This window comes from Kitasatospora sp. NPDC050463 (genome assembly GCF_040655255.1).
In the GTDB taxonomy this organism is placed as follows: domain Bacteria; phylum Actinomycetota; class Actinomycetes; order Streptomycetales; family Streptomycetaceae; genus Kitasatospora.
Map to the genome: position 1 here is coordinate 14,259 of NZ_JBFAJO010000034.1, position 22,847 is coordinate 37,105.

At 71.9% G+C, this 22,847-nt stretch carries 17 protein-coding genes; 11 read left to right on the top strand and 6 right to left on the bottom strand.

The genetic code is table 11. The features are described from left to right. The first annotated feature begins 42 nt into the window (after positions 1-42). From AB0J08_RS21820 to AB0J08_RS21840, 5 genes are all read left to right on the top strand, one after another. Positions 43-1,158 (top strand): Glu/Leu/Phe/Val dehydrogenase dimerization domain-containing protein, encoded by a 1,116-nt coding sequence (locus tag AB0J08_RS21820; RefSeq protein WP_360636586.1) that lies wholly within the window; start codon positions 43-45, stop codon positions 1,156-1,158. Continuing rightward, on the top strand, positions 1,155-2,804 hold the full coding sequence (locus tag AB0J08_RS21825; protein WP_360636589.1) for an AMP-binding protein: 1,650 nt from the start codon (positions 1,155-1,157) through the stop codon (positions 2,802-2,804). Before AB0J08_RS21820 ends, AB0J08_RS21825 begins: the two co-directional genes overlap by 4 nt. A 92-nt stretch (positions 2,805-2,896) precedes the next feature. Beyond that, positions 2,897-4,210, top strand: coding sequence for a pyridoxal phosphate-dependent aminotransferase (locus AB0J08_RS21830; RefSeq protein WP_360636592.1), 1,314 nt, complete (start codon positions 2,897-2,899; stop codon positions 4,208-4,210). Between the two features lie 13 nt (positions 4,211-4,223). After that, positions 4,224-5,117, top strand: coding sequence for a fumarylacetoacetate (FAA) hydrolase (locus tag AB0J08_RS21835; protein ID WP_360636595.1), 894 nt, complete (start codon positions 4,224-4,226; stop codon positions 5,115-5,117). A gap of 470 nt (positions 5,118-5,587) precedes the next feature. Further along, positions 5,588-6,793: an MFS transporter gene (locus AB0J08_RS21840; RefSeq protein WP_360636598.1), complete on the top strand. Its 1,206-nt coding sequence runs from the start codon at positions 5,588-5,590 to the stop codon at positions 6,791-6,793. A gap of 380 nt (positions 6,794-7,173) precedes the next feature. Here the strand turns inward: AB0J08_RS21840 and AB0J08_RS21845 are convergent, their stop codons facing one another. After that, on the bottom strand, positions 7,174-7,884 hold the full coding sequence (locus AB0J08_RS21845) for a response regulator transcription factor (RefSeq protein ID WP_360636601.1): 711 nt from the start codon (positions 7,882-7,884) through the stop codon (positions 7,174-7,176). 153 nt (positions 7,885-8,037) lie between these two features. Between AB0J08_RS21845 and AB0J08_RS21850 the strand changes: the two genes are divergently transcribed. Then, complete coding sequence (locus AB0J08_RS21850; RefSeq protein WP_360636604.1) at positions 8,038-8,652, top strand: TetR/AcrR family transcriptional regulator; 615 nt, start codon at positions 8,038-8,040, stop codon at positions 8,650-8,652. Positions 8,653-8,685: 33 nt separating this feature from the next. On the opposite strand, the gene AB0J08_RS21855 is transcribed toward AB0J08_RS21850, so the two are convergent. Beyond that, a complete protein-coding gene (locus tag AB0J08_RS21855) occupies positions 8,686-9,420 on the bottom strand; it encodes an SDR family oxidoreductase (protein ID WP_360636777.1) in 735 nt (244 codons plus the stop codon). A gap of 203 nt (positions 9,421-9,623) precedes the next feature. Continuing rightward, on the bottom strand, positions 9,624-10,253 hold the full coding sequence (locus tag AB0J08_RS21860; RefSeq protein WP_360636607.1) for a ScbR family autoregulator-binding transcription factor: 630 nt from the start codon (positions 10,251-10,253) through the stop codon (positions 9,624-9,626). A 116-nt stretch (positions 10,254-10,369) separates the two neighbouring features. Between AB0J08_RS21860 and AB0J08_RS21865 the strand changes: the two genes are divergently transcribed. Then, positions 10,370-11,308, top strand: a complete 939-nt coding sequence (locus AB0J08_RS21865) for a ScbA/BarX family gamma-butyrolactone biosynthesis protein (RefSeq protein ID WP_360636610.1) — start codon at positions 10,370-10,372, stop codon at positions 11,306-11,308. Positions 11,309-11,654: 346 nt separating this feature from the next. After that, positions 11,655-13,100 carry a glyceraldehyde-3-phosphate dehydrogenase gene (locus tag AB0J08_RS21870; RefSeq protein WP_360636613.1) on the top strand — a complete coding sequence of 482 codons (1,446 nt, stop codon included), beginning with the start codon at positions 11,655-11,657 and terminating at the stop codon, positions 13,098-13,100. A 99-nt stretch (positions 13,101-13,199) separates the two neighbouring features. Here AB0J08_RS21870 and AB0J08_RS21875 read toward each other — a convergent pair whose 3' ends face one another. The 3 genes from AB0J08_RS21875 to AB0J08_RS21885 all read right to left on the bottom strand — a co-directional run bounded on the left by AB0J08_RS21875 (position 13,200) and on the right by AB0J08_RS21885 (position 16,588). Continuing rightward, entirely contained in the window at positions 13,200-14,468 is a 1,269-nt protein-coding gene (locus AB0J08_RS21875; RefSeq protein ID WP_360636780.1) for a sugar ABC transporter permease, read from the bottom strand. A 59-nt stretch (positions 14,469-14,527) separates the two neighbouring features. Continuing rightward, positions 14,528-15,316: an ATP-binding cassette domain-containing protein gene (locus AB0J08_RS21880; protein ID WP_360636616.1), complete on the bottom strand. Its 789-nt coding sequence runs from the start codon at positions 15,314-15,316 to the stop codon at positions 14,528-14,530. A 159-nt stretch (positions 15,317-15,475) separates the two neighbouring features. Then, on the bottom strand, positions 15,476-16,588 hold the full coding sequence (locus AB0J08_RS21885; protein ID WP_360636619.1) for a substrate-binding domain-containing protein: 1,113 nt from the start codon (positions 16,586-16,588) through the stop codon (positions 15,476-15,478). A 508-nt stretch (positions 16,589-17,096) separates the two neighbouring features. Between AB0J08_RS21885 and AB0J08_RS21890 the strand changes: the two genes are divergently transcribed. The 3 genes from AB0J08_RS21890 to AB0J08_RS21900 all read left to right on the top strand — a co-directional run bounded on the left by AB0J08_RS21890 (position 17,097) and on the right by AB0J08_RS21900 (position 22,827). After that, positions 17,097-18,800, top strand: coding sequence for a cellulose synthase catalytic subunit (locus AB0J08_RS21890; protein WP_360636622.1), 1,704 nt, complete (start codon positions 17,097-17,099; stop codon positions 18,798-18,800). 15 nt (positions 18,801-18,815) lie between these two features. Continuing rightward, on the top strand, positions 18,816-21,872 hold the full coding sequence (locus tag AB0J08_RS21895) for an acyltransferase family protein (protein ID WP_360636625.1): 3,057 nt from the start codon (positions 18,816-18,818) through the stop codon (positions 21,870-21,872). Positions 21,873-22,086: 214 nt separating this feature from the next. Further along, on the top strand, positions 22,087-22,827 hold the full coding sequence (locus tag AB0J08_RS21900) for a DUF5995 family protein (RefSeq protein ID WP_360636628.1): 741 nt from the start codon (positions 22,087-22,089) through the stop codon (positions 22,825-22,827). Positions 22,828-22,847 lie beyond the last annotated feature (20 nt).

Here is a 22,847-nt window from a genome sequence, read left to right on the forward strand (position 1 = left end):
CGTCGGCTTTCTGAACCCACCTAGGTACCAAAGGACTTCGCAATGACTGTGGAAGAGACCCAGGCGCCCGCATTCGCCGTCCACCTCAACGGCAGCGGCGGCGCGATCAAGGGCTGGGTGGTCGTCGACTCCCTCGTCGACGGCCTGGCCATGGGGGGCACCCGGATGACCACCGGGGTCACCGAGGAGGAAGTGGCGGGCCTGGCCCGCGACATGACCGACAAGTTCACCCTCGCCGGACTGCGCATCGGTGGCGCCAAGGCCGGCATCGTCTCCGACGGCAGCAACCGCGAGGAGACCTTCCGGACCTTCGGGCGGACCGTGAAGCCGCTGCTGCACGGTGGTATCCACCTCGGCATCGACATGGGCGTCACCCCCGCGGACCGGGCCGTGTTCTTCGAGGAGGCCGGCTACGACCCGCGCTTCCGGCTGGGCGCCCCGGACATGCCGATCGACTGGCGCACCTACTACGAGCCGCTGATCGACTGCACCGGGCACGGGGTGGGCGTGGCCGCGGTCACCGCCCTGGAGGAGAGCGGCCGCACCGAGTCGGCCCGGGTCGTGGTGCAGGGCTTCGGCGCGGTGGGCCGCGCGGTCGCCCGCTTCCTGGAGGACCGCGGGCACATCGTGGTGGGCGTCGCCGACGTCCAGGGCACCATCAGCGCGGACCGGCTGCCGGTGGCCGACCTGGTCGCCATCACCGACGAGTTCGGCCGGATCGACCGCTCACGCCTGCCGCAGGGCGTCACCCAGTCCGGCGAGCCGGACGCCTGGCTCGACGTCGACGCCGACCTGCTGATCCTCGCGGCGCAGAAGCACGCGATCAACGCCGACAACGCCCACCGGCTGCGCCCGCGCCTGGTGGTCGAGGGCGGCAACCTCGCCTCCAGCGCCGAGGGCAAGGCCAAGGTGCTGGCTGCCGGCGCCACCATCGTCCCGGGCGTGATCGCGAACATCGGCGGCGCCGGCTCGGCGGCCCTGGCCGTCACCCGCGTCGTCCCGTTCCACCTGGAGGCGGAGGCCCGCAAGGCCTGGGTCTTCGAGTGGGTCGGCGACCGGGTCCGGCAGAACACCCGCGACCTGCTGGAGATCGCCGCCGGCCGCGCGGGCGACCCGCTGCCCGAGCTGCTCGCCGCCCGCCGCAAGGAGCGCGGATGAGCGCCACCGCGCCCACCGGTCCGGAGCGGGCCCCGGCCCGCGACAGCGCGGCCGAGTACCTTCGGCGCGGCTGGTGGCGCGAGGAGACCTTCCTCGACGACCTGCGCCGGCAGGCCCGGCTGCGGCCGCACAAGCTCGCCGTCGCCGGGCGCCGGATCGGGGAGGCCCGCACCGACACCCTCGACTACTCCGAACTCGCCACCCTGACCGACCGATTCGCCCTCGCACTCGCCGAACTGGGCGTGCAGCGCGGGGAGTTCGTCGCCGTTCAGCTCCCCAACCGGTGGGAGATGGTGCCGCTGCTGTTCGCCTGCATCCGGGTCGGCGCCGTCATCTGCCCGATCGACCCGGTGTGCCAGGAGGACGAGCTGCGCCACCGCCTGGAGCTCACCGGCGCCAGGGTCTGCATCACCGTCCCGGAGTGGAACGGCTACCCGCTGGCCGCGCACCTCACCGCGCTGAAGGCCGAACTGCCCCTGGAGCACGTGGTGGTGGTCGGCGGCCGGGACGCCGGCACGCTCTCCTTCGACGACCACTTCGTCGGCATCCCGTGGGAGGAGCAGCGCGCGGGCGAACTGGACGGGCGTGAACTCACCCCGGACGACCCGTTCGTGGTGCTGTTCACCTCCGGAACCACCGGCGTGTCCAAGGGGGTGCTGCACAGCCAGAACACCATCCACGCGGCCGTCCGCGGCTACGCCGACACCTTCCTGCTCGACGACAGCCTGGTCGCGGCCGTCACCACCCCGCTCGTCCACTACTCCGGCTTCGGCCAGGGCATCCTCACCGGCGTCATGCTCGGCGCCACCATCGCCTTCCAGGACGTCCGGCGCAACTCCGCGCTGCTCGACCTGGTCGAGCGGTACGGCGCCACGCTCCTCTACGGTCCGCCGTCCACCCTCGTGGACATCGCGGCCTCCCAGCGGGCCGACCCCCGCGACGTCTCCACCCTGCGCCACGCCGTCACCGGCTCCGCGCCGGTGCTCCAGGAGCTGGTGGACGACGTGCGCGAGACCCTCGGGGCCCGCACCTACTCGGTGTGGGGCATGTCCGAGTTCGGGCCCGTCACCATCACCCGGCTCGACTACAACCAGGACTGGGCGGCCAGCAGCAACGGCGGGCCGATCGACTCCATGGAGCTGCGCATCGACGACCGCGACGACCCGGGCAAGCGCGCCCAGGTCGGCCGGCTGCGGGTGCGCGGTGCGGCGCAGGCCCTCGGCTACTACAAGCGCGAGGACGTCTTCGCCGCGGAGTTCAACGCCGAGGGCTGGTTCGACACCGGCGACCTGGCGCGCGACGACGGCCGCGGCGGCATCCGCATCCTCGGCCGGGCCAAGGACGCCCTGATCCGCGACGGCATCGTCGTCCCGATGACGGAGCTCGAAGCGATCATCTCGCGGCACCCGGAGGTGACCGAGACCGCCCTGGTCGGGTCCGCCGGCCGGACCGACGACCCGATCCTCGCGGTGGTCGTCACCGGCGGCGCGCAGCCCGAACTGGCCGAGATCCACGCCCAGCTGACCGAAGCCGGTCAGGACCGGCGCTTCTTCCCGGAGCGCCTGGTGGTCGTCGACGCGCTGCCGAAGACCCTCACCGGCAAGGTCCGCAAGGCCGAGCTGCGCCGGCGCTACGGCGGGCAGTGACCGCCGGCCCGTTCGGACCGCCGCCCGGCACCGACCGGGCACCGACCGAGCACCACCCGTACCGACCCCCCTCCGATCCGTGGAGCACACCCATGCCCGAGCCCGCGAAGGTGACGCTGTCGGCGACGCTGGCCGCCGACGAGGCCCTCGCCCGCAGACGCGCCGCCGGCGAACAGGTCCTGATCATGGCCAGCGGCGAGATCGGCCTGCCGGTCCACCCCGAGCTGAAGGCCCGGCTGGCGGCCGCCGCCGACCGGACGACGTACGGCCCGGTGGCGGGCAGCCCGGCCCTGCGGGCGGCGGCGGCCGGCTACTGGCAGCGGCGCGCCCTGGCCGCCGACCCGGAGCTGGTCGTCGCCGGGCCGGGCAGCAAGTCCCTGCTGTTCGCTCTGATCATGGCGGTCGGCGGGGACGTGGTGATCCCCCGGCCCAGCTGGGTCAGCTACGCGGCCCAGGCCGAGCTCATCGGCGCCCGCGTCCTCAAGGTGCCCGTGGTGGCGGGGGAGGGCGGCGTGCCGGACCCGGAGCGGCTGCGCGAGACGGTCCGCGCGGCCCGGGCCGCCGGGTACGACCCGCGCTCCGTCGTGGTCACCCTGCCGGACAACCCCACCGGCGCCGTCGCCTCGCCCGACACCGTACGGCGTCTGGGCGAGGCGGCCCGGGAGCTCGACCTCGTCATCATCTCCGACGAGATCTACTGCGACCTGGTCTTCGACCCGGCCACCCCGGCGGTCTCCCCGGCCGCGTTCGCACCCGAGCGCACCGTGGTCACCACCGGGCTGACCAAGAACCTGGCGGTCGGCGGCTGGCGCACCGGGGTCGCCCTGTTGCCCGACGGCGACACCGGGCGGCAGCTGCACACGCGGCTGCTCGCCATCGCCAGCCAGATCTGGTCCAGCCCGCCCGCCCCCGTCCAGGTGGCGGCCGCCTACGCCTTCGGCGAGCCGCCGGAGATCGTCGAGCACGTGGCCGCCTCGCGCCGGCTGCACGGCGTCGTCGCCCGGGCGACGGCGGAGCGGTTCACCGCCGCCGGGGCCCTGCTGGCCCCGGTTCGCGCCACCTGCTACCTGTACCCGGACTTCGAGCCGCTGCGCGAGCAGCTCCGCGCCGTCCACGGGGTGCGCACCGGAACCGAGTTGGCCGGCCTGCTCACCGACCGCTACGGCGTCGGCGTGCTGGGCGCCGAGGCGTTCGGGGAGGCCGCCGAGCCGCTGCGGCTGCGCGCGGCCACCAGCCGGTTCTACGGCGAGACCGCGCAGCAGCAGCACGCCGCCCTGGCCGCCGCCGATCCGCTCGCACTGCCGTGGATCCGCGCCGCCATCGACCGGGTCGACGAGGTCCTGACGGACCTCACCGCCCCGTCCACCACCCGGCTCCTGCCGGGCCGACCGCACCAACGAGCCTAGGAGGACCACCGAGATGTCCATACTTTTCGAATGCGAATACCAGGGTGAGCGGTACGTGGGCTTCGAGAAGCCCGCTCCCGGTCAGGCTCTGACGCTGTACCGCGTCAACGACGGCCGGCTGCAGGCCGAGTTCATCGCCCAGGAGAGCGCCGAGGAGGTCGTCGCCGCCATCAAGGCCGAGGTGGAGCCGATCACCGTCGAGGGCGGCGAGGAGCAGGTGAAGTACCTGCCGCCGCTGCTGCCGGAGGCCAGCGGGAACGCCCTGCTGAGCGGTTTCATGCGCACCCACAAGTCGAAGTTCGAGAGCGAGCCGGGCGAGGACGACGAGTTCGTGCCGCCGAACTGGTTCTTCAAGGGCTTCGGTTCCTGGCTGCGGCTGCCGGGTGAGACCCTCGTCGTGCCGGAGAAGTCGGTGGCGCTGATCGAGGAGCCGGAGATCGCCCTCGTCTACGTCAACGACGATGCGGGCAACCCGCGGTACGCGGGCTACACGTTCGGCAACGATCTGTGCGACATCGGTCTGCACATCCAGAACCCGGGCTGGAACCCGTACTGCAAGCTGTGCGACACCTCGATCACCCCGTGGCTGTTCCTCGGGGAGCCGCCGGCCTCGGTGACCGGCCGGGTCGTCATCGAGCGGGACGGCGTCCCCGCCTGGGAGGGGCCGTTCGACTGCGGCGAGGACGCCCTGTACTTCCGGATCCAGGACATGGTGGACAACCTCTTCGAGTACCCGGCGCTCCGCCGGCCGGGCCTGGTCAACTACGTCCTGCTCGGCGCCGACAAGGCCAGCTACCACGACGGCTTCCGGATCGCCCACGGCGACCGCATCACCATCGACTTCAAGAGCCACGGGGTCGTCCTCTCTAACGAGGTGACGTTCGGTCAGCCGGAGGCATCGGCCTAGGCACCGTGACCGGTTCCCGTTCTTGTGGCCTGATTCACCTGCCCGGCGGGGGAGTTCGCCCCGCCGGGCAGGTGGGTTCCCGCAAGGCGTCCAGCATGTGAGACGGTCTCGCCGCCGAAATCGGCGGCCCCTCGATCTCCCACGCGGTGCCCCGCACGTCCGTCGCCGCCGACCGCTCCGTGCCCCTGACCTGCACGGTTGACGATACGTCAACTAGCTGAAGCCCCAGACCGAGTGGTGAGTTCCTGGCTCGCCGCGGCCACCGGTTCCGCCAGAACATAAATAAGTCCATCATCTCTGCGAGAAACGGGATGACCGGGCGCCCGGCGGTTGTTGCGGCTGGCAGCACGCTGCGTCGGGGCCGGGGGGCTTTGGCGTGCACGAACCGCTCTCCGACCCGTGGTCGGCTCACCCCGTACGTACCGCAGCGTCCTGAATCCGCATTCGTATGAGAGTTTGAGGTAACAAGCATGGCAACGTCCCAGACCGGGCTGTCGGCAAGCTCCCCTCCTGATACGGAGGAGAGTCGCAAGCTCCCGCTGTCCCCCCTGTTGGCCCTGGCCACGGCAGCCTTCGTGATGGTGCTGACCGAAGCGCTGCCCGCAGGCGTGCTCCCCGAGATGGCGAGTGACCTCTCGGTCAGCGAGTCCGCGATGGGCCAGGCGCTGACGATCTACGCGATCGCCACCGGCGTCTCGGCCATCCCCCTGGCGGCCGCCACCGCCGGCTGGCGCCGCAAGCAGCTCGTCCTGGTCGCGGTGGTGGCCTTCATCCTCGCCAACACCGTCACCGCGATCTCGTCGAACTACATCCTGACCATGGGATTCCGGCTCGTCGCCGGTGTGGCCGCGGCCGCCGTCTGGGGTGAACTCGTGGTGTACGCACGCCGACTGGCACCGCCGCACCTGGTGGGCCGGGCGATCGCGATCACCATGATCGGCATTCCGCTCGCGCTCTCCCTGGGCATCCCGGCGGGCACCTTCCTCGGCAAGGTGTTCGGCTGGCGGCTGACGTTCGGCCTGATCACCGCGGTCACCGTACTGCTGCTGCTCTGGATCATCGCGTCCGTGCCCGACCACCCGGGCCAGAAGGCGGGCCACCGCGAGCCGATCCTGCAGGCCCTGCGCCTGCCCGGCGTGTCGATCATCCTGGTCGTGGTGGCCGCCTACGTGCTCGCCCACAATACCTTCTACACGTACATCGCCTCGTTCCTGGACGAGAACAAGATGGGCGACAACCGGGACGTCGTACTGCTGGTCTTCGGTCTCGCCTCGATGCTGAGCATCTGGATCACCGGCACGCTGATCGACCGCTACCTGCGCGAACTGACCATCGCCAGCTGTGTCCTGTTCTCGGTGGCGGCGGTGTTCCTGGCGCTGACGCCCGGCAGCCCGGTCGCCGTCTACGGGGCGATGGTGTTGTGGGGTCTCGGCTGGGGCGGCCTGGCCACCCTGCTGCAGACCGCGGTCACCAACACCGGCGGCAGCCGCGGACAGGCGCTGCTGGTCACCGTCTGGAACTCGTTCATGGCCGGCGGTGGCGTGGCCGGCGGCATCCTGCTCTCGGCCGCCGGACCCACCTCGTTCCCGTGGACCGTCCTGGTGCTCGTGATCCCGCTGATCGCCCTGGTGTTCGCCGCCCGGACGCACGCCTTCCCCGCGAAGCGCGCGGCCTGAGTCTCCGGGTCATGGCAGTGGCTCCCGCCCTTGGGGTGGGAGCCACTGCCATCTGTCGAACCGTTCGGTTGTCGCGCCGGGGTCGCGCCACCCTGGGCCGCGCGGGTGCCGTCCGATCGTCGAACCGCCGGGGAAACAGCAGTTGACGATTGATCGGACGACGGATTGCGGTTCCTGAGGGCTGCGCTCGCGGAGGTTCGCCTGCGGGGAATGCGGTGGGGGGCTGTGTTCACTGCGCGTCTTCAATGCGTCTTCAATGCGTCTTCACTGCGCGTCTACGAGGGTGCGTCTACGAGGTGCGTCCGTGCGGGTGTGTTCCCGCGAGGGTGCGAGCCGGCGGGTGCGAGCCGACGGGGCCGCGCGTCCGCGGGCGCCGGTCGTCAGCCGTGGCCGATGCGGTAGCCGATGCCGCGGACGGTGATTACCCAGGTGCTGGCTCCCAGCTTCGCGCGGAGGTTGCGTACGTGGGTGTCGATGGTCCGGCTGGAGTCCACCCAGTCGGTGTCCCAGACCCGGGCCATCAGATCCTTGCGTGACATGACGTTCCCGGGGTTCGAGGCCAGGATGTGCAGCAGCTCGAACTCCTTGGCGGTGAGGCTCACCCGCTCGCCGTGCAGGCGGACTTCGCGGGTCCTTTCGTCAACGTGGAGAGGGCCGATGGATAATATGCGGATGGGGGCCGGTCTAGGATGAGCCCGTCGGAGGACGGCCTCGATGCGCGCCGTCATCTCGCGTGGACCGCAGGAACGGACGACGCAGTCGTCCGCGCCCGCCTGGAGGGCGAGGACCCGGTCCAGTTCCGTGTCGCGTCCGGTGAGAGTGATAATGGGCTTGTCTCCGCTCGCTCGTATCGAACGGCACACTTCGAGGCCGTCGATGTCGGGAAGATCGAGGTCGAGCAGGATCATGTCCGAGTGCTCATGGGTTCTCAGCACCTCTGCGCCAGTGCTGGCGAGCCTCGTGCAGTACCCCTGTCGTCGGAGGTCGTGTGCCCTTTCTTCGGCCGCGTCGTGGTCGCCGGCGACGACGAGCACCCGGATCGCTTGCGGCTCGGCGGTCTTCTCGGTCCGTCGGTACTGAATCGACACCACGGCCCGGGGCTGACCTGGTAGTTCGGTTCGAGAGGTTGCCGTCAGAGTCATAAAGTCCCCCCTGTACACCAGTTCTACACAGGATGCACCACGGGGAGGCGGCCCCGCTACAAAAATAGTGGCATTCTTTTTTTACGCCTATGGTGCGGGTGCATGAACGCCACATCTGACAGGAGCATGATGATGCAAGAGAGGGCGGCCCGGACGCGACAGAACCTGGTCAGCGCGGCCGCTGGCGAGTTCGACCGCGACGGATACGCGGGGGCGTCCCTGGCGCGGATCGCGAGGTCGGCCGGAATCACCACCGGGGCCCTGACCTTCCACTTCCAGAGCAAGGAGGAGATGGCCGCGGTGGTCCGGACCCAGGGGCACGCCGTGACCCGGGCTGTGGTGGGTCAGGTCACGGCGCGCAGCGAGCCCCCGGTCCAGTCGGTCATCTCGCTGACACTGGCGCTGGCCGACCTGCTGGAACGGGAGGCCGTGGTGCGCGCCGCGGCCCGGCTCGCCAGAGAGCAACCCGGCGAGCCGGACTGGTCGACGACCTGGGTCCCGGTGATCAGGGAGCGTCTGCAGGAGACGCGCGAGGCCGAGTTGGGCCCGTACGGCGACCGGACCACCCTCGCCAACCTGGCCGGGTACCTGGTCACCGGTGCGGAGTCCTGCATCCGCCAACGGGCCTGCCGCAAGGAGCCCCTGGACGGGCAGTCCGTGGAACACATCAGCCGCATCTGGGAGCTCATCGGCTGTGGAGAGCAGTGCCTGACTTGAGCCCCCCGGGCGAGAGTCCCCCCGCCGGCCCCGTCAGACGGCGCTGCAACCGCCGTCGACGGGGACGGCTCCACCGGTGACGAACGAGGCCTGGTCGCTCAGCAGCCAGGCCGCCGCGCGCGCCACCTCGACCGGTTCGGCGAGCCGGGGCTGGATGGACCTGGCCACCGCCAACTGCTCCAGCCGCGGTACCCGGCGCACGGCGTCCTCGATCAGCTCGGTGCGGGTGGTCCCGACCACCAGTGCGTTGACCCTGATGCCGCGCACCCCGTACTCGGCTGCCGCGGCCCGGGTCAGACCGAGCACGGCATGCTTGGCCGCGACGTACGGGGAGACCGCGCCGGTGGCGAACAGGCTCGCGATGCTGGCGGTGTTGACGATCGACCCGCCCGACTCCTGGCGCAGCATCACCGGCACCTGGCGCTTCAGGCAGTTCCACACGCCGCGCACGTTGACGTCCATGATCCGGTCGTAGACCGCGTCGTCCGTTTCGTGCAGCTCTGAGCCGATCGATCCCCAACCGGCGTTGTTGAACGCGCCGTTGAGGGTGCCGAACGCCTCCACCGCCGTGCTGACGGCGCGTTCGACGTCGGCCGTCGCCGTCACGTCGCCCGGTGCCACCTCGACCCGGCCGCCCCCGGAGCGGATCTCCTCGGCGAGCCGGTCGAGCAACTCCACGCGGCGGGCCATCAGCACCACGGCCGCACCCTCGGCGGCGAACAGCCGGGCGGCGGCCGCGCCTATCCCGCTGGACGCTCCGGTGATCATGACGGTCTTGCCCTGCAACAGCCCCTGGCCGTGTTCCATGTGCTTCGCCCCCCTGCCCGCGGCGCCGACAGACCCGCGAGCCGGTCCTCGGTGTCCTCGAACTCGGATGTGGATCATTGTTCCGGGCCCGCCGCGCGGTGCACCAGTCGGGACGGTCGACCATCCGGGAAACAGACCGTGGGCCACGGGCCCGGGCGTCCGCGCTACTGCGGCCGCCCCCGGCACTCCGAGAGCTCGATCCGCCTGGCGGTGCCCGGCGTCGCGACGGCGGGAAGCAGGAGCTGCCAGAACTCCACGACGCGCTCCGGGAGATCGGCCCGCCTGGTCTCGATGAACGAATGCATCTGGGCGCCCGTACACGCATAGACCACCAGGCGTGCGAGGGCCTGGATGTCGGTACCGGCCCGCAGCTCCCGGCGGCGCTGGGCGACGACCAGGTCCTCCATGACGATCTCGGCCCACTGGCGGTGGGAGTTCTCGTCCGGGGAGTTGAACTGCTCCTGCTCCCAGACCAGTCGGGCGCCCGCCTGAAGGATGGGGTTGTCGAGGAGCTGGCAGGCCCAGGTGAGCGAGACGTCGACGACGCGCTGCAGCCCCTCCGAGGGGTGCGGGGTCACCACCCATTCGGGCTGCCGGAAGACGATCTCCCGGGCCAGCTCGCTCTTGTTCCTGAAGTGGAAGTACACCGCGCCCAGGGTCAGGCCCGCCTCGTCGGCGATCTTCACGACGCTGGTCCCGGAGAAGCCCTGTTCTCCGAAGAGCTTCGCGGCGGCCTGGACGAGGGCGGCCCGCGTCCGCTCGGCCCGCTCCTGCTTCACTGGGCGTCCCACCATGCGATAACACCTCATGTTGCTTGATAAAGAAGAGTATTCTTCATTTTATAGGCTGGAGGGGCGATCGCGACGTTCCCGTCCTCCGCCACACTCACTCCGGGGGGAGACGGCTCATCATGGAGTCGCGTCCAACACTCGTTCAGCACACGGCCACCACCCGGCCGGCGGCCGCGCCGGAGATACCGGTCCTCGTCGGCAAGTCCATGGCGGCCGAAGCACTCGTCACCGACTGGGGCGACGTCTGCGGCGCCACCCAGTGGGTGACCCTGCGATGGCCGCACGACCACCCCTTCTACACCGAGGGCGGCCGCTACAGCCCCCTGCTGTTCACCGAGAGCGCCCGTCAGGCGCTGTCCGTGCTGAGTCATGCCGTCCACGGCATCCCGCTCGGGTACCGCTTCGGTCTGGAGCGTATCCGAACGTCCGTCAACTCGGACGAGCTGCGCACGACTTCCCGCCCGGCCGGGATCGAGCTGCGCATCTCGCACAGCTCGATCACCCGCCGCCGGCTCGGCTCCGCCCACCTCGTCTCCCAGGTCGAGGCCCGGCGGGACGGGCGCCACCTCGGGACGGCCGAACTGCACTACACCAGCCACCCGCCCGCCCTCTACGACCGACTGCGCGGCCGCTACGCCGACGCCGGCGAGGCGTTCGCCCGGGCGATCCCCCTCACCCTGCCGGCCCCCGCCACGCTGGTGGGCCGCCTGCACCGGCGCGACGTCGTCATCTCACCGACGGGCACGGCCGGCCGGTGGCAGCTGCGCACCGACACGGGCCACCGGGTCCTCTTCGACCACCCGCACGACCACGTGCCGGGCATGGTGCTGCTGGAGGCCGTGGTCCAGGCGACCCAGGCCGCCCTGCCGTACCCGGTGGTCCCGGTCGCCTTCGACAGCACGTTCCTGCGCTACGTCGAGTTCGACCAGCCGTGCCAGCTGACGGCCGCACCCGAACCCCCCGACGCCGAGGGCCGCTCCCGCACCCGCGTCGACGCCACCCAGGCGGGCCGACCCGTCTTCTCCACCACCCTGACCACCGAGCCCCGCCGGGCCTGAGCCCCCCGGGGGGCGGCCGGGCGGCCGGGCCGGTGGCTTGATCGCCACCCGGGGTGACGACGGGGGGCGCCCCGGAAGGTCGCTTGCGACCGGCCCGTCCACGAGGGCCCGCTGTCCGGCCGGCCCGGGCCCGGCTTCGACGCCGCTGTGACCGTCGCCGGGTTCCATCGGGCGATGCCGGCACCGGGAGGCTCCGGGGCCGCGCGCGGGGCCCGCCGGCCCGGTGGTGGCGCGGGTGTCCGGGGCCCCGGTGGCGGGAAATCCCTGCTCGGGGTGGGTCCGGCTGAGAGGCCAAAATGGCTCAAAGCTAGCATGTAGGCATTCGCCTAGCTCGAAAGATGGACCTGTGACTGTCAACGAAGACGTGTTCACTAACTGGATGAACCGCGAGGAGATCGCGGAGTCGATGATCCCGATCATCGGGAGGCTGCAGCGGGAGCGGGACGTCACCGTTCTGCTGCACAGCCGTTCCCTGGTGAACAAGTCGGTGGTCAGCATCCTCAAGACCCACCGGTTCGCCCGCCAGATAGCCGGTGAGGAGCTCTCGGTCACCGAGACGCTGCCGTTCCTGCACGCGCTCACCGCGCTGGACCTCGGCCCCTCCCAGATCGACATCGGCATGCTCGCCGCGACGTACAAGGCCGATGACCGCGGTCTGTCGGTGGCGGAGTTCACCGCGGAGGCGGTGGCCGGCGCCACGGGAGCCAACAAGCTGGAGCGTCGCGGGTCGCGCGACGTCGTGCTGTACGGGTTCGGCCGGATCGGCCGGCTGCTGGCCCGCCTGCTCATCGAGAAGGCCGGCTCGGGCAACGGCCTGCGGCTGCGTGCCATCGTCGTCCGCAAGGGTGCGGGCGACGACCTGGTGAAGCGCGCCTCGCTGCTGCGGCGCGACTCGATCCACGGCCAGTTCAACGGCACGATCACCGTCGACGAGGCGAACAACAAGATCATCGCCAATGGTCACGCGATCACGGTGATCTACTCCGACGACCCGACGAAGGTGGACTACACCGAGTACGGGATCAAGGACGCGATCCTGATCGACAACACCGGCCGGTGGCGGGACCGCGAGGGGCTGTCGAAGCACCTGCGCCCCGGCATCGAGAAGGTGGTCCTGACCGCGCCGGGCAAGGGCGACGTCCCGAACATCGTCCACGGTGTGAACCACGACATGATCAAGCCGGACGAGCAGATCCTGTCCTGCGCGTCCTGCACCACCAACGCGATCGTCCCGCCGCTGAAGGCGATGGCGGACGAGTACGGCGTTCTGCGCGGCCACGTGGAGACCGTCCACTCGTTCACCAACGACCAGAACCTGCTGGACAACTACCACAGCTCGGACCGCCGGGGCCGTTCGGCGCCGCTGAACATGGTCATCACCGAGACCGGTGCCGCCTCCGCCGTCGCGAAGGCGCTGCCCGACCTCGACGCGAAGATCACCGGTAGCTCGATCCGGGTGCCGGTGCCGGACGTGTCGATCGCGATCCTCAGCCTGCGCCTCGGTCGCGAGACCACCCGCGAGGAGGTCCTCGACTACCTCCGGGACGTGTCGCTGACCTCGCCGCTGCGGCGCCAGATCGACTTCGTCACCGCCCCCGACGCGGTGTCGAGCGACTTCATCGGCTCGCGCCACGCCTCGATCGTGGACGCCGGCCCGACCATGGTCGACGGCGACAACGCGATCCTCTACCTCTGGTACGACAACGAGTTCGGCTACTCGTGCCAGGTGATCCGGGTCGTCCAGTACGTCTCCGGCGTGGAGTACCCGACCTTCCCGGCCCCGGCGCTCTGATCCCGGCCCCGGTGCTCTGATCCCGGGCGGATGCGACGACGGAGGCCCGCTCCACCGAGGTGGAGCGGGCCTCCGTCGTGCCCGGGGAGCCGGTGGCGGTCAGGCGCGGCCGGCGGCCTTCTGGGTGCGGCGGGCGAGCGAGTCGACGACCACGGCGGCCAGCAGCACGGCGCCGGTGATCATGAACTGGATGGCGTTGCTCAGGCCCTCGATGTTCATCCCGGACTGGATCGAGCCGATCACCAGCGCACCGAGCAGGGCCGACCAGGTCTTGCCGCGCCCGCCGAAGAGGCTGGTGCCGCCGATGACCGCGGCCGCGATGGCGTTCATCAGCAGGTTGCCGCCGCCGGAGGTCTGGCTGGCGGACTGGATCTGGGCGGCCAGGAAGAGGCCGCCGATGCCCGCCATGGTGGAGCAGATGATGAAGACGCTGATCCGGATCCACGAGATGTTGATACCGGCGCGGCGCGCACCCTCGATGTTGCCGCCGAGCGCGAAGATCTGGCGTCCGTAGGTGGTGCGGCGCAGCACGAAGTCCAGCACCACGATGAAGATCAGGAAGATCAGCAGCGCGAGCGGCAGCCCCTTGTACTGGTTGAGGGTGTAAGCGGCGAGGAACGCGACGACGGCCAGGACCGTCGTCCGCAGCACCAGGTCGGCCACCGGCCGGTAGGGCACGCCGGCCGCCCGGCGCCGTCTGGTGTCGGCCAGTGAGGCGGCGACGAACAGCAGCACGCCCACGGCGGCGGCGCCGTAGGCGGCGATCTGCTGGCTGTAGATGGTGCTGTAGAGGCGGGAGACGATGTCCGTGCCGGGGAGGTTGACGGTGCCGCTGGCGCCGAGGACCTGCAGCATCGCGCCGTTCCAGCCGAGGTTGCCCGCCAGGGTGACGACGAAGGCCGGCACGCCGACCTTCGCGAAGAACAGGCCCTGGATCAGGCCGACGACCGCGCCGCCGACGACGGCGGAGAGCAGCGCGACCCACTGGTTCACCCCGTGGGTGACGTCGAGGACGGCGTAGATGGCCGCGCACAGACCGCTGACCGAGCCCACCGAGAGGTCGATCTCGCCGAGCAGCAGCACGAAGACCACGCCGATGGCGATCATGCCGGTGCCGACGATCTGCTGCGACAGGTTGGAGAGGTTCTGGGCGGAGAGGAAGGTGCTGTCCAGGCTGCCGAAGACGGCCCAGATGACGATCAGCGCCAGGACGACCGGCAGCGAGCCGAGTTCGCCGCTGCTCACCCGCCGGCGGAACTCGCCCAGGTAGCCCTTGAGGCCCTCCTGCCGCACGATCAGCCGTGGGTCCACGACCGGGGTCGCCGACGGCGCCACCGGGACGGGGGCGTTGACGCCGCCCTTGGGCATGCTGTCCTCGGGCAGGGGGTGGTGGCGGCGGCCTTCGTCGCCGCCCGGAATGTTGTCGGTCACTGGGAGCCCTCCGTGCCGCGGGCCTGTCGGCGGGTCACCGCGTTGTCCGTGGCACCGGTGATGGCCGAGATGATCTGTTCCTGGTTGGTGGCGCGTCGTTCGAAGACGCCGTTGTTGCGGCCGAGGCGGAGGACCGCGACGGTGTCCGCGACCGCCATCACGTCCGCCATGTTGTGGCTGATCAGGATCACGCCGAGGCCCCGGTCGCGCAGCCGCTCGACCAGGTCCAGGACCTGTGCGGTCTGCTCCACGCCGAGGGCGGCGGTCGGCTCGTCCAGCATCACGACCTTGGGCGAGCCGATCAGCGCGCGGGCGATCGCCACCACCTGGCGCTGGCCGCCGGAGAGCGAGGCGATCGGGATCCGCACGCTGGGGATGCGGATGGAGAGGGTGTCCAGCAGCTCGCGGGATCGCTTCTCCATCTCCACCTCGTCGAGGACGGCGAAGCGCTTGATCTCGCGGCCCAGGAAGAGGTTCCCGACGACGTCGAGGTTGTCGCAGAGCGCGAGGTCCTGGTAGACGGTGGCCACGCCCAGGTGCTGGGCGTCCTGGGGGCGGTGGATGGCCACCGGGCGGCCCTGCCACTCGATGACGCCCTCGTCCGGCTGGTGCACCCCGGCGATCGCCTTGACCAGGGTGGACTTGCCGGCACCGTTGTCTCCGACCAGTGCCACCACCTCGCCGGTGTGCACCTCCAGCTCGATGTCGGTGAGCGCCTGGACGGCGCCGAACCGTTTGGAGACCCCGCGCAGGGCCAGCACGGTCTCACCTGCCACAGTGACCAACTCCCTTGCCCCGCCTCCGGGGAGGCGGGGCGTCTTTGCTTCGGCGGGGCATCTTCGGCTTAGCGTCGGCGCCGGCTTCGGGGCCGGGTCGCCTCGGGGGTCGGGGCCGGGTCGCCCCGGCGATCGGGGCGGCCCGGACCGCGAGGCGGCCTGCGGGTGTTACGTGAGGCCGGCCTGGGCGCAGGCGGCGGCGTAGTCGGGCGTGCAGATCTGCGGGACGGTGTAGAGGCCGTCGGCGACCACCGTGGTCTTGATGTTGTCCTTGGTCAGCACGATCGGGGTGATCAGGTCGGCCGGCACCTTGTTGCCGCTGCCGTTGGTCACCGTCGTCGGTACCAGTTCGGGCTCGGGGGTCTTGCCCTCGGCGAACGCCACCGCCATCCGCGCGGCCGCGTCCGTCTCCGGCTTGAACGGCTTGTAGATCGACATCGTCTGGGTGCCCGCGAGGATCCGCTGGACCGCGTCCAGCTGGGCGTCCTGGCCGGTCAGCGGCACGCTGAGGCCGGCCGCCTTCAGCGCGGTCGCGATGCCGGCGGCCATGCCGTCGTTGGCCGAGTACACGCCGACGACGTTCGGCCCGCCGATCGCGGTGATCGCCGCGGACGCCTCCTGGTTGGCGTTGTTCGGGTCCCAGTTCGGCGTGTCGTACTCCTTGCCGATCTTGAGCTTCCCGTCGATCGCGCTGTGCGCGCCCGCCTTGAAGTCGGCCGCGTTGGGGTCGGTCGGCGAACCGTTGATCATGATGATCGACCCGGCGTTCGCCTTGTCGCCGACGGCCGCCACCAGGGCCTGCCCCTGCAGCTCGCCGACCTTCTTGTTGTCGAACGACACGTAGGAGTCGACCGGCCCCTGCGCCAGGCGGTCGTACGCGACCACCTTCACGCCCGCGTCATGCGCCTTCTTGACGGAGGACTGGATCGATTTGGAGTCCACCGCGTCCAGGATCAGTACCTTGTCGCCCTTGGTCAGCGCGGTGTCCACCTGGGTCTGCTGGGTGGTCGCGTTCTCGTTGGCGTTGTAGTAGTCGATCTGCGCGTTCGGCGCCAGTTCCTTGATCTTCTGCTCGATCAGCGGGCGGTCGAACTGCTCGTAGCGGGTCGTCTTGGTCTCCGGCAGGAGCAGGCCGATCTTGATCGCTCCTCCGGCGCTCGCGGACGCACTGCCCGAGGACGTGCCACCGGACGACTGCTTGGCGCTGCTGCACGACGCCAGGCCCATTCCGACGGTTACCACTGCGGCCACCGCGACGACGCGGCGAAGCCCGATGCTCATGAGGATGCCTCTCCGGTTGAGTCCACCCCCGCCTCCGAGTGTGGGAACACCGGGCCGCCGGCACGATCCGGACTGCGCCGAACGGGTCGGCCGCGCGGCCGTTCGGGGGAGCGGGGCGACGGGTGGGGGCGACGGGTGGGGGAGAGGTGACGTTCGGGAGCGGGGCGACAGGTGGGCCGGGTGGTGACGGGCGAGTGACCGGTGGTGGGCGATCGGGGGCCGTGGCGCGGTCCGGGCGCCGGCGCGGAGGCGTCGGGGCGGTGCCGCGGCGAGGTTCCGGAGGCGTCGGGGCGGGGTGCCGAGGGTGCGCCCGGCGGGCGCCGGGGGATGCCGGACGGCTGTCGACCCCCGGCTGACCTGCTGTTTCCCGTCGAGCCCCGGCCGGGGAGGTCGCATGACCACGGAGGCGGGCGAAGGGTGTCCCAGCCCACGGACGGTCGACCAAATGGTCTATACCAATGAGGTACTGTGACCGCGGCGCTGTCAGAAACGCGGCTGTGGGGGCCTCATGACCGTCCAACACCTTCCTCAACCTCCGTCCGATCAGGAGCTGTACTGGTACTTCGGACCACAGCGCCGCTGGGTGCTGGTTCTCACCTCGCTGGCCTTCGTCTTCACCGCGGCGACGATGTTCACCTTCTCGCTGCGGACCCCGGCCCTCTGGGGCTTCCTCGCCGTCCTCGCGCTCAACGTCGTCGCGCTCGGGCTCTCCTCGGTCAACAGCCTCCGCCAGCGGCGGCTGACCAGGCAGTCGCACGAGGTCCTGGTGCACGCCTGGAACCCCGGTGACCTGCCGACCGTCGACCTCTACCTGCCGACCTGCGGCGAACCGCTCGACGTCCTGGAGAACGCCTACCGGGCCGTCCGGGAACTCGACTGGCCGGGCGCGCTCACCGTCTGGGTGCTCGACGACGCCGACCGCGCCGAGGTCGCCGACCTGGCGGCCGCGCACGGCTACCGGTACGTCGTGCGCCCCGACCGCGGGCACCTCAAGAAGGCGGGCAACCTCAACCACGCGCTCACCCTGAGCAGCGCGGAGTACATCGCCATCCTGGACGCCGACTTCGCACCCAGGCCGGACTTCCTGCGGCACCTGGTGCCGTACTTCGCCGACCCCCGGATCGGCATCGTGCAGAGCCCGCAGTGCTTCGACACCGACGAGACGATGGGCTGGATCCAGCGTGCCGCCGGCTCGGCGCAGGAGTGGTTCTTCCGCTGGATCCAGCCGTCCCGGGACGCCAGCGACGCGGCGATCTGCTGCGGCAGCAACGCGGTCTACCGGCGTGCGGCGGTCGACGCGGCCGGCGGCTTCGCCCGGCTCGACCACAGCGAGGACCTCTTCACCGGCCTCGGCCTGTACGCGCAGGGGTTCCGGACGCTCTACGTCCCGGTCCTGGTCGCCAAGGGCACCTCGCCCGACAACCTCGCCTCCTTCGTCAACCAGCAGTACCGCTGGGCGATGGGCAACCTGCACCTTCTCGGCTCACCCGTCCTCAGGCAGATCCGGGCGCCCTGGCGGATGCGGCTCTGCTTCTACGAGGGCATCGTCGGCTACCTGGCCGCGGCGGTGAACCTCTTCGTGGCTCCGCTGCCGCCGCTGGTGATGATGTTCTGGTACCCGGACCAGATCCGGCCCTGGCACGTCCTGCCGCTGCTCGCGCCGCTCTGGCTCTGGCACGTCCTGCTGCCCCGGATCAGCCGGACCCGCTGGCGGATCGAGGTGGTCCGCTCCAACGTGCTGATGAGCGTGGCCGCCGGCGCCGCCTTCTGGCACACCCTGCGCGGCCGCAGCGCGGCCTGGGTGCCCACCGGCGCGAACCGGGCGAAGCCGGGCGGCCTGGCCCGCCGGGTGGTCCTGGTCTCGCTCGGCTGGCTCTGCGCCTCCGTCGGCGCGGCCGCGGCGGGCCTCGCCCTTGCGGTGGCCCGCAACGGCTGGGAGCCCAACTGGGGCCTCGGCCTCTACCTGGCCGTGCAGTGCCAGATCGGCCTCCCGCTGATCCGCGACCTGGTCGGCGAGCTCCGCCCGGGCACCGGGAGCGCGGTCGCCCCGGCCCGCTCCGGCGCGCTGCGACGACTGCTGCCCGGGCGCTCCGGGCGGACCGGCATGCTGCCCAGGCGCTGGCCCGAAGCGCTGGCCGCCACCGCCACCCTCGTGCTCACCGCCCTGCTCGCCTCCGGCTGGGTCCGCCCGATGCTGCCCTGGCTGGGTTGAAAGGTGGTCACACCGATGTCTCCGACCACGGTTCCGGACCTCCTTCCGGACACCTGCACCATCCCCGGCCCGCCGCGCGGCGGCTCCGGCTCCCGGGGCTCCGGCGCGCGGGCGTCCGGCGGCCCGGGGCCGGCACCCCGCCCGGCCGGCTTCCGTCCCGACATCGAGGGCCTGCGCTCGGTGGCGGTGCTCGCGGTGCTCGCCTTCCACGCCTCCGTACCCGGCCTGGCCGGCGGCTTCGTCGGGGTCGACGTCTTCCTCGTCGTCTCCGGCTACCTGATCACCGGTCTGCTGGTGCGCGAGGCCGTCACCACCGGCCGGGTCCGGCTGGGGGAGTTCTTCTCCCGCCGGGCCCGCCGGCTGCTGCCCTCCGCCGCGGTGGTGCTCGGCGCGGTCGCCCTGGCCGGAGCCTGGCTGACCGTCCCGCTGCGCCGCGCCGACCTGGAGCACGACGTGCTCGCCTCGGCGCTCTCCGTCGCCAACTGGCGCTTCGTCTCCCAGCAGACCGACTACCTGGCGGCCGGGCGCGACCCGAGCCCGCTGCTGCACTTCTGGTCGCTCGCGGTGGAGGAGCAGTTCTACCTGGTCTGGGCCCCGCTGGTCGCGCTGATCGGGTTCCTGGCGGCCCGGGCGGTCCGCCGCGGCCGGGCCGTGCGGACGGTGGCGGCCGCCGTCGCCGGGGCGCTGACCCTCGGCTCCTTCGCCCTGTCGCTGCACTGGACGCACGACTCCGTCTCCCTCGCCTACCTCGGTACGCCGTCCCGCGTCTGGCAGTTCGGGGTCGGGGCACTGCTCGCCCTGCTGCCCTGGCATCGACTGCGCGGACCGCGCCTCCCGCGCCTGCTCACCGGCTGGGCCGGGCTGCTGGCCATCGGCTGGTGCGTCGTCGCCTACGACGCCCGCACCCCCTACCCCGGGTACGCCGCGCTGGTCCCGACCTTCGCCACCGCCGCGATCATCCTGGCCGGGACGCCCGACCGGCGAGGCGGCCACGCGGGCGTCGCCACCGGCTACGGGGTGGACCGGCTGCTCGGCCTGCGCGCCCCGCGCGCGGTCGGCCGGCTCTCCTACAACCTCTACCTCTGGCACTGGCCGGTGCTGGTGCTCGCCGAGGCCCGGCTCGGGACGCTCGGCTGGCCGGCCAAGGCGGCGCTGAGCGCGGCGGCCGTGCCGCCCGCCGTGGCGGTGCTGCGCTGGATCGAGCAGCCGCTGCGCCGTAGTCGTACCGTCTCCGAACTCCCCAGGCGCGGGCTCTCGTTGGGGCTCACCTCGGTGATCGTCCCGGTGGTGCTGGCCTTGGTCGTCGGCACCGGGACGCTGCGGCTGCTCGGTCCGGCCGGCCCGGTGGACCTGCTCGGTCTGCCACCGGGCTCGCCCGACGGCACCTCGCTGCTGGTGCGCACCGCCACGGCGCCCGAGAACGGCCCGGTCGTCCCGGCCGCCGCGCAGGCGCGCAAGGACTTCCCGCCCGACGGCGAGTGCGAGGTGGCGCCGAGCGCCGTCACCAGCCCCGCCTGCCTGTTCGGCGAGACCACCAGCCCGGACCGGATCGTGCTGCTCGGCGACTCGCACGCCGGCCAGTGGTTCTCCCCGGTGCTGGCCATCGCGGCCCAGCGCCACTGGGCACTGGAGGAACTGGTCAAGCAGGGCTGCCCGCTGCCGGAACTCGACGTGGTCAACCCGCAGTTGGGCCGCACCTACTGGGAATGCGACAACTGGCGGGCGGCCGCCCTGGAGCGGCTGAGGAGCGGGCCGAAGCCCAGGCTGATCGTCGTCTCCGCGCTCAACCGCTACACCGACGACCGCCGGCTCCTGCTCGACGGCTGGGAGCGGACGCTGGCGCCGCTGCGTGCGCTCGGCGTGCCCATCGTCTACCTCCAGGACACCCCGATCCCCGGGACGGACGTCCCGGCCTGCGTCTCCGGGCACACCGGGGACCCGGCCGCCTGCGAGTTCCCGCGCAGCCGTGCGCAGTGGCCCGACCCGCTCGCCGAGGAGATCGCGGCCGGCCGGGTGCCCGGCGTCCGGTCGGTCGAGCTGAACTCCGTCCTGTGCCCCGGTGCGGGGCGCAGCTGCCCGGCCGTCCTGGAGCGCATCCTGCTCTACCGGGACGACGCGCACCTGACCAACGTCGCGGCCGTCGTGCTCACGCCCCGGCTCGAACGGCTGCTGACCGAGGCCGGACTGGTGCCCGCCGTCGCCGCCCCGGCGGGTTCCGCCGCCGGGCCCGGGAAGGCCGGCGCCGACGGCTGGACCCCGGTGCTGCGGGACGACTTCGGCGGCCCGGCCGGCAGCCGCCCGTCCGCCGACCACTGGCAGTACGACCTGGGCACCTGCTACCCCGGCTGCCCGGCACCCCAGTGGGGTACCGGGGAGGTCGAGACGATGACCGACTCGACCGCCAACGTCCACCTCGACGGCCGGGGCGCGCTGGAGATCGTCCCCACTCTGGAGAACGGCCGGTGGAGTTCGGGCCGGATAGCGTCCCGCCGGTCCGACCTCGCTCCGCCGCCCGGCGGGGTGCTGCGGATCGAGGCCTCGATCGCGCTGCCCGACGTCACCGGACCGGCCGCCGCCGGCTACTGGCCGGCCTTCTGGACCCTCGGCTCCCAGCTGCGCGACGGCTACACGGGCTGGCCCGCGATCGGCGAACTCGATGTGATGGAGCAGGTCAACGGCCGTGACTCGGTGTTCGGCACGATGCACTGCGGCACCCTGGACGGCGGGCCCTGCCAGGAGCCGAAGGGACTCGGTTCGGGCGACCGGCCCTGCGGCGCCGACTGCCGCACCGGCTTCCACCGGTACGCGGTCGAGGTCGACCTCACGGCCGGCGCCGAGCAGGTCCGCTGGTACCTCGACGGCCGCGAGCACCACCGGGTGGTGGCCGCGCAGATGGACCGTGCGACGTGGGACAAGGCCGTCAACCACGGCCTGTTCCTGATCCTGAACGTCGCCGTCGGCGGCAACCTGCCCGCCGCGCTCGGTGCCACCCCAGGCCCGGCCACCGAGCCGGGGCACCCGATGCGGGTGGACTACGTGGCCGTCTCGACCCGGGGAGGCACTCGCCCCTGAGCCCGGCCGGCCGGGGCCGCCTCCGCCCGCGGGCGGAGGCGGCCCCGCGCGCGTTCCGGTCCTGCCGCGATCGGGCGGTGGGTGGTGGGCGGTGGGCGGTTCGGGTGACGGGCGGCGGTGTGTCCGGGCTGCGCGCGGGCCCGGCGGCGGTGCCCGCTGTGTATACGTGGCAGTCGGGTCCGACCCCGCACCGACCGCTTCGAAAGGGATGGCCATGCCCCAGTCGCACGCCAGGGCCGTGAAGAGCATCGACGAGGTCGTCGAGCGGCTGCGGGCGGTCGAGGCCCGGCTGGCCCCGGCGGACGGTGTGGCCTGCTTCAACCGGATGTACCTGCGGGTCGCCGAACTGACCGGCCGGACGGCGGCCGCGGGCTCCTTCCAGGACCGGGCGTTCACCGAGGGTCTGGAGGCGGCCCTCGCGAACCTGTACCTCGACGCGGTCGAGGCCGCCGACGCCGGCCGCCCGGTCAACGAGGCCTGGCAGCCGCTGTTCGAGGCCCGGGGCGACCGGGCGGTCCGGCCGATCCAGTTCGCGTTCGCCGGGATGAGCGCGCACCTGAGCCACGACCTCCCGCTGGCCCTGGTTGCCACCTGCATCGAGCGCCGCACCACGCCGGACACCCCGCCCGTGCACGCCGACCACCTCAGGGCCGCCGAACTGCTGGAGCAGGCGGAGGCCGAGGCCCGGGCGGTCTTCGAGGCACAGCTCGGCACGCCGGACGCCCGGGCCGCCGAGTCGTTGCAGCACCTGGTCGGGAGCTTCTCCGTCGCCCGCGCCCTGGACGCCGCCTGGGCCACCACCCAGACGCTCTGGCACGAGCGCAACCTGCGTCCCTTCCACGACGCCACCCTGGCCGCCGTCACCGGCGGTGCGGTGCTGGCCGCGCGCTTGCTGGTCACCCCGGTCCTGCCCCCGGTCGAGGCCCCGGTCGAGCCGCCGGTGGACGAGGGCTGACCCCGCCCCCGGCCGGCCGG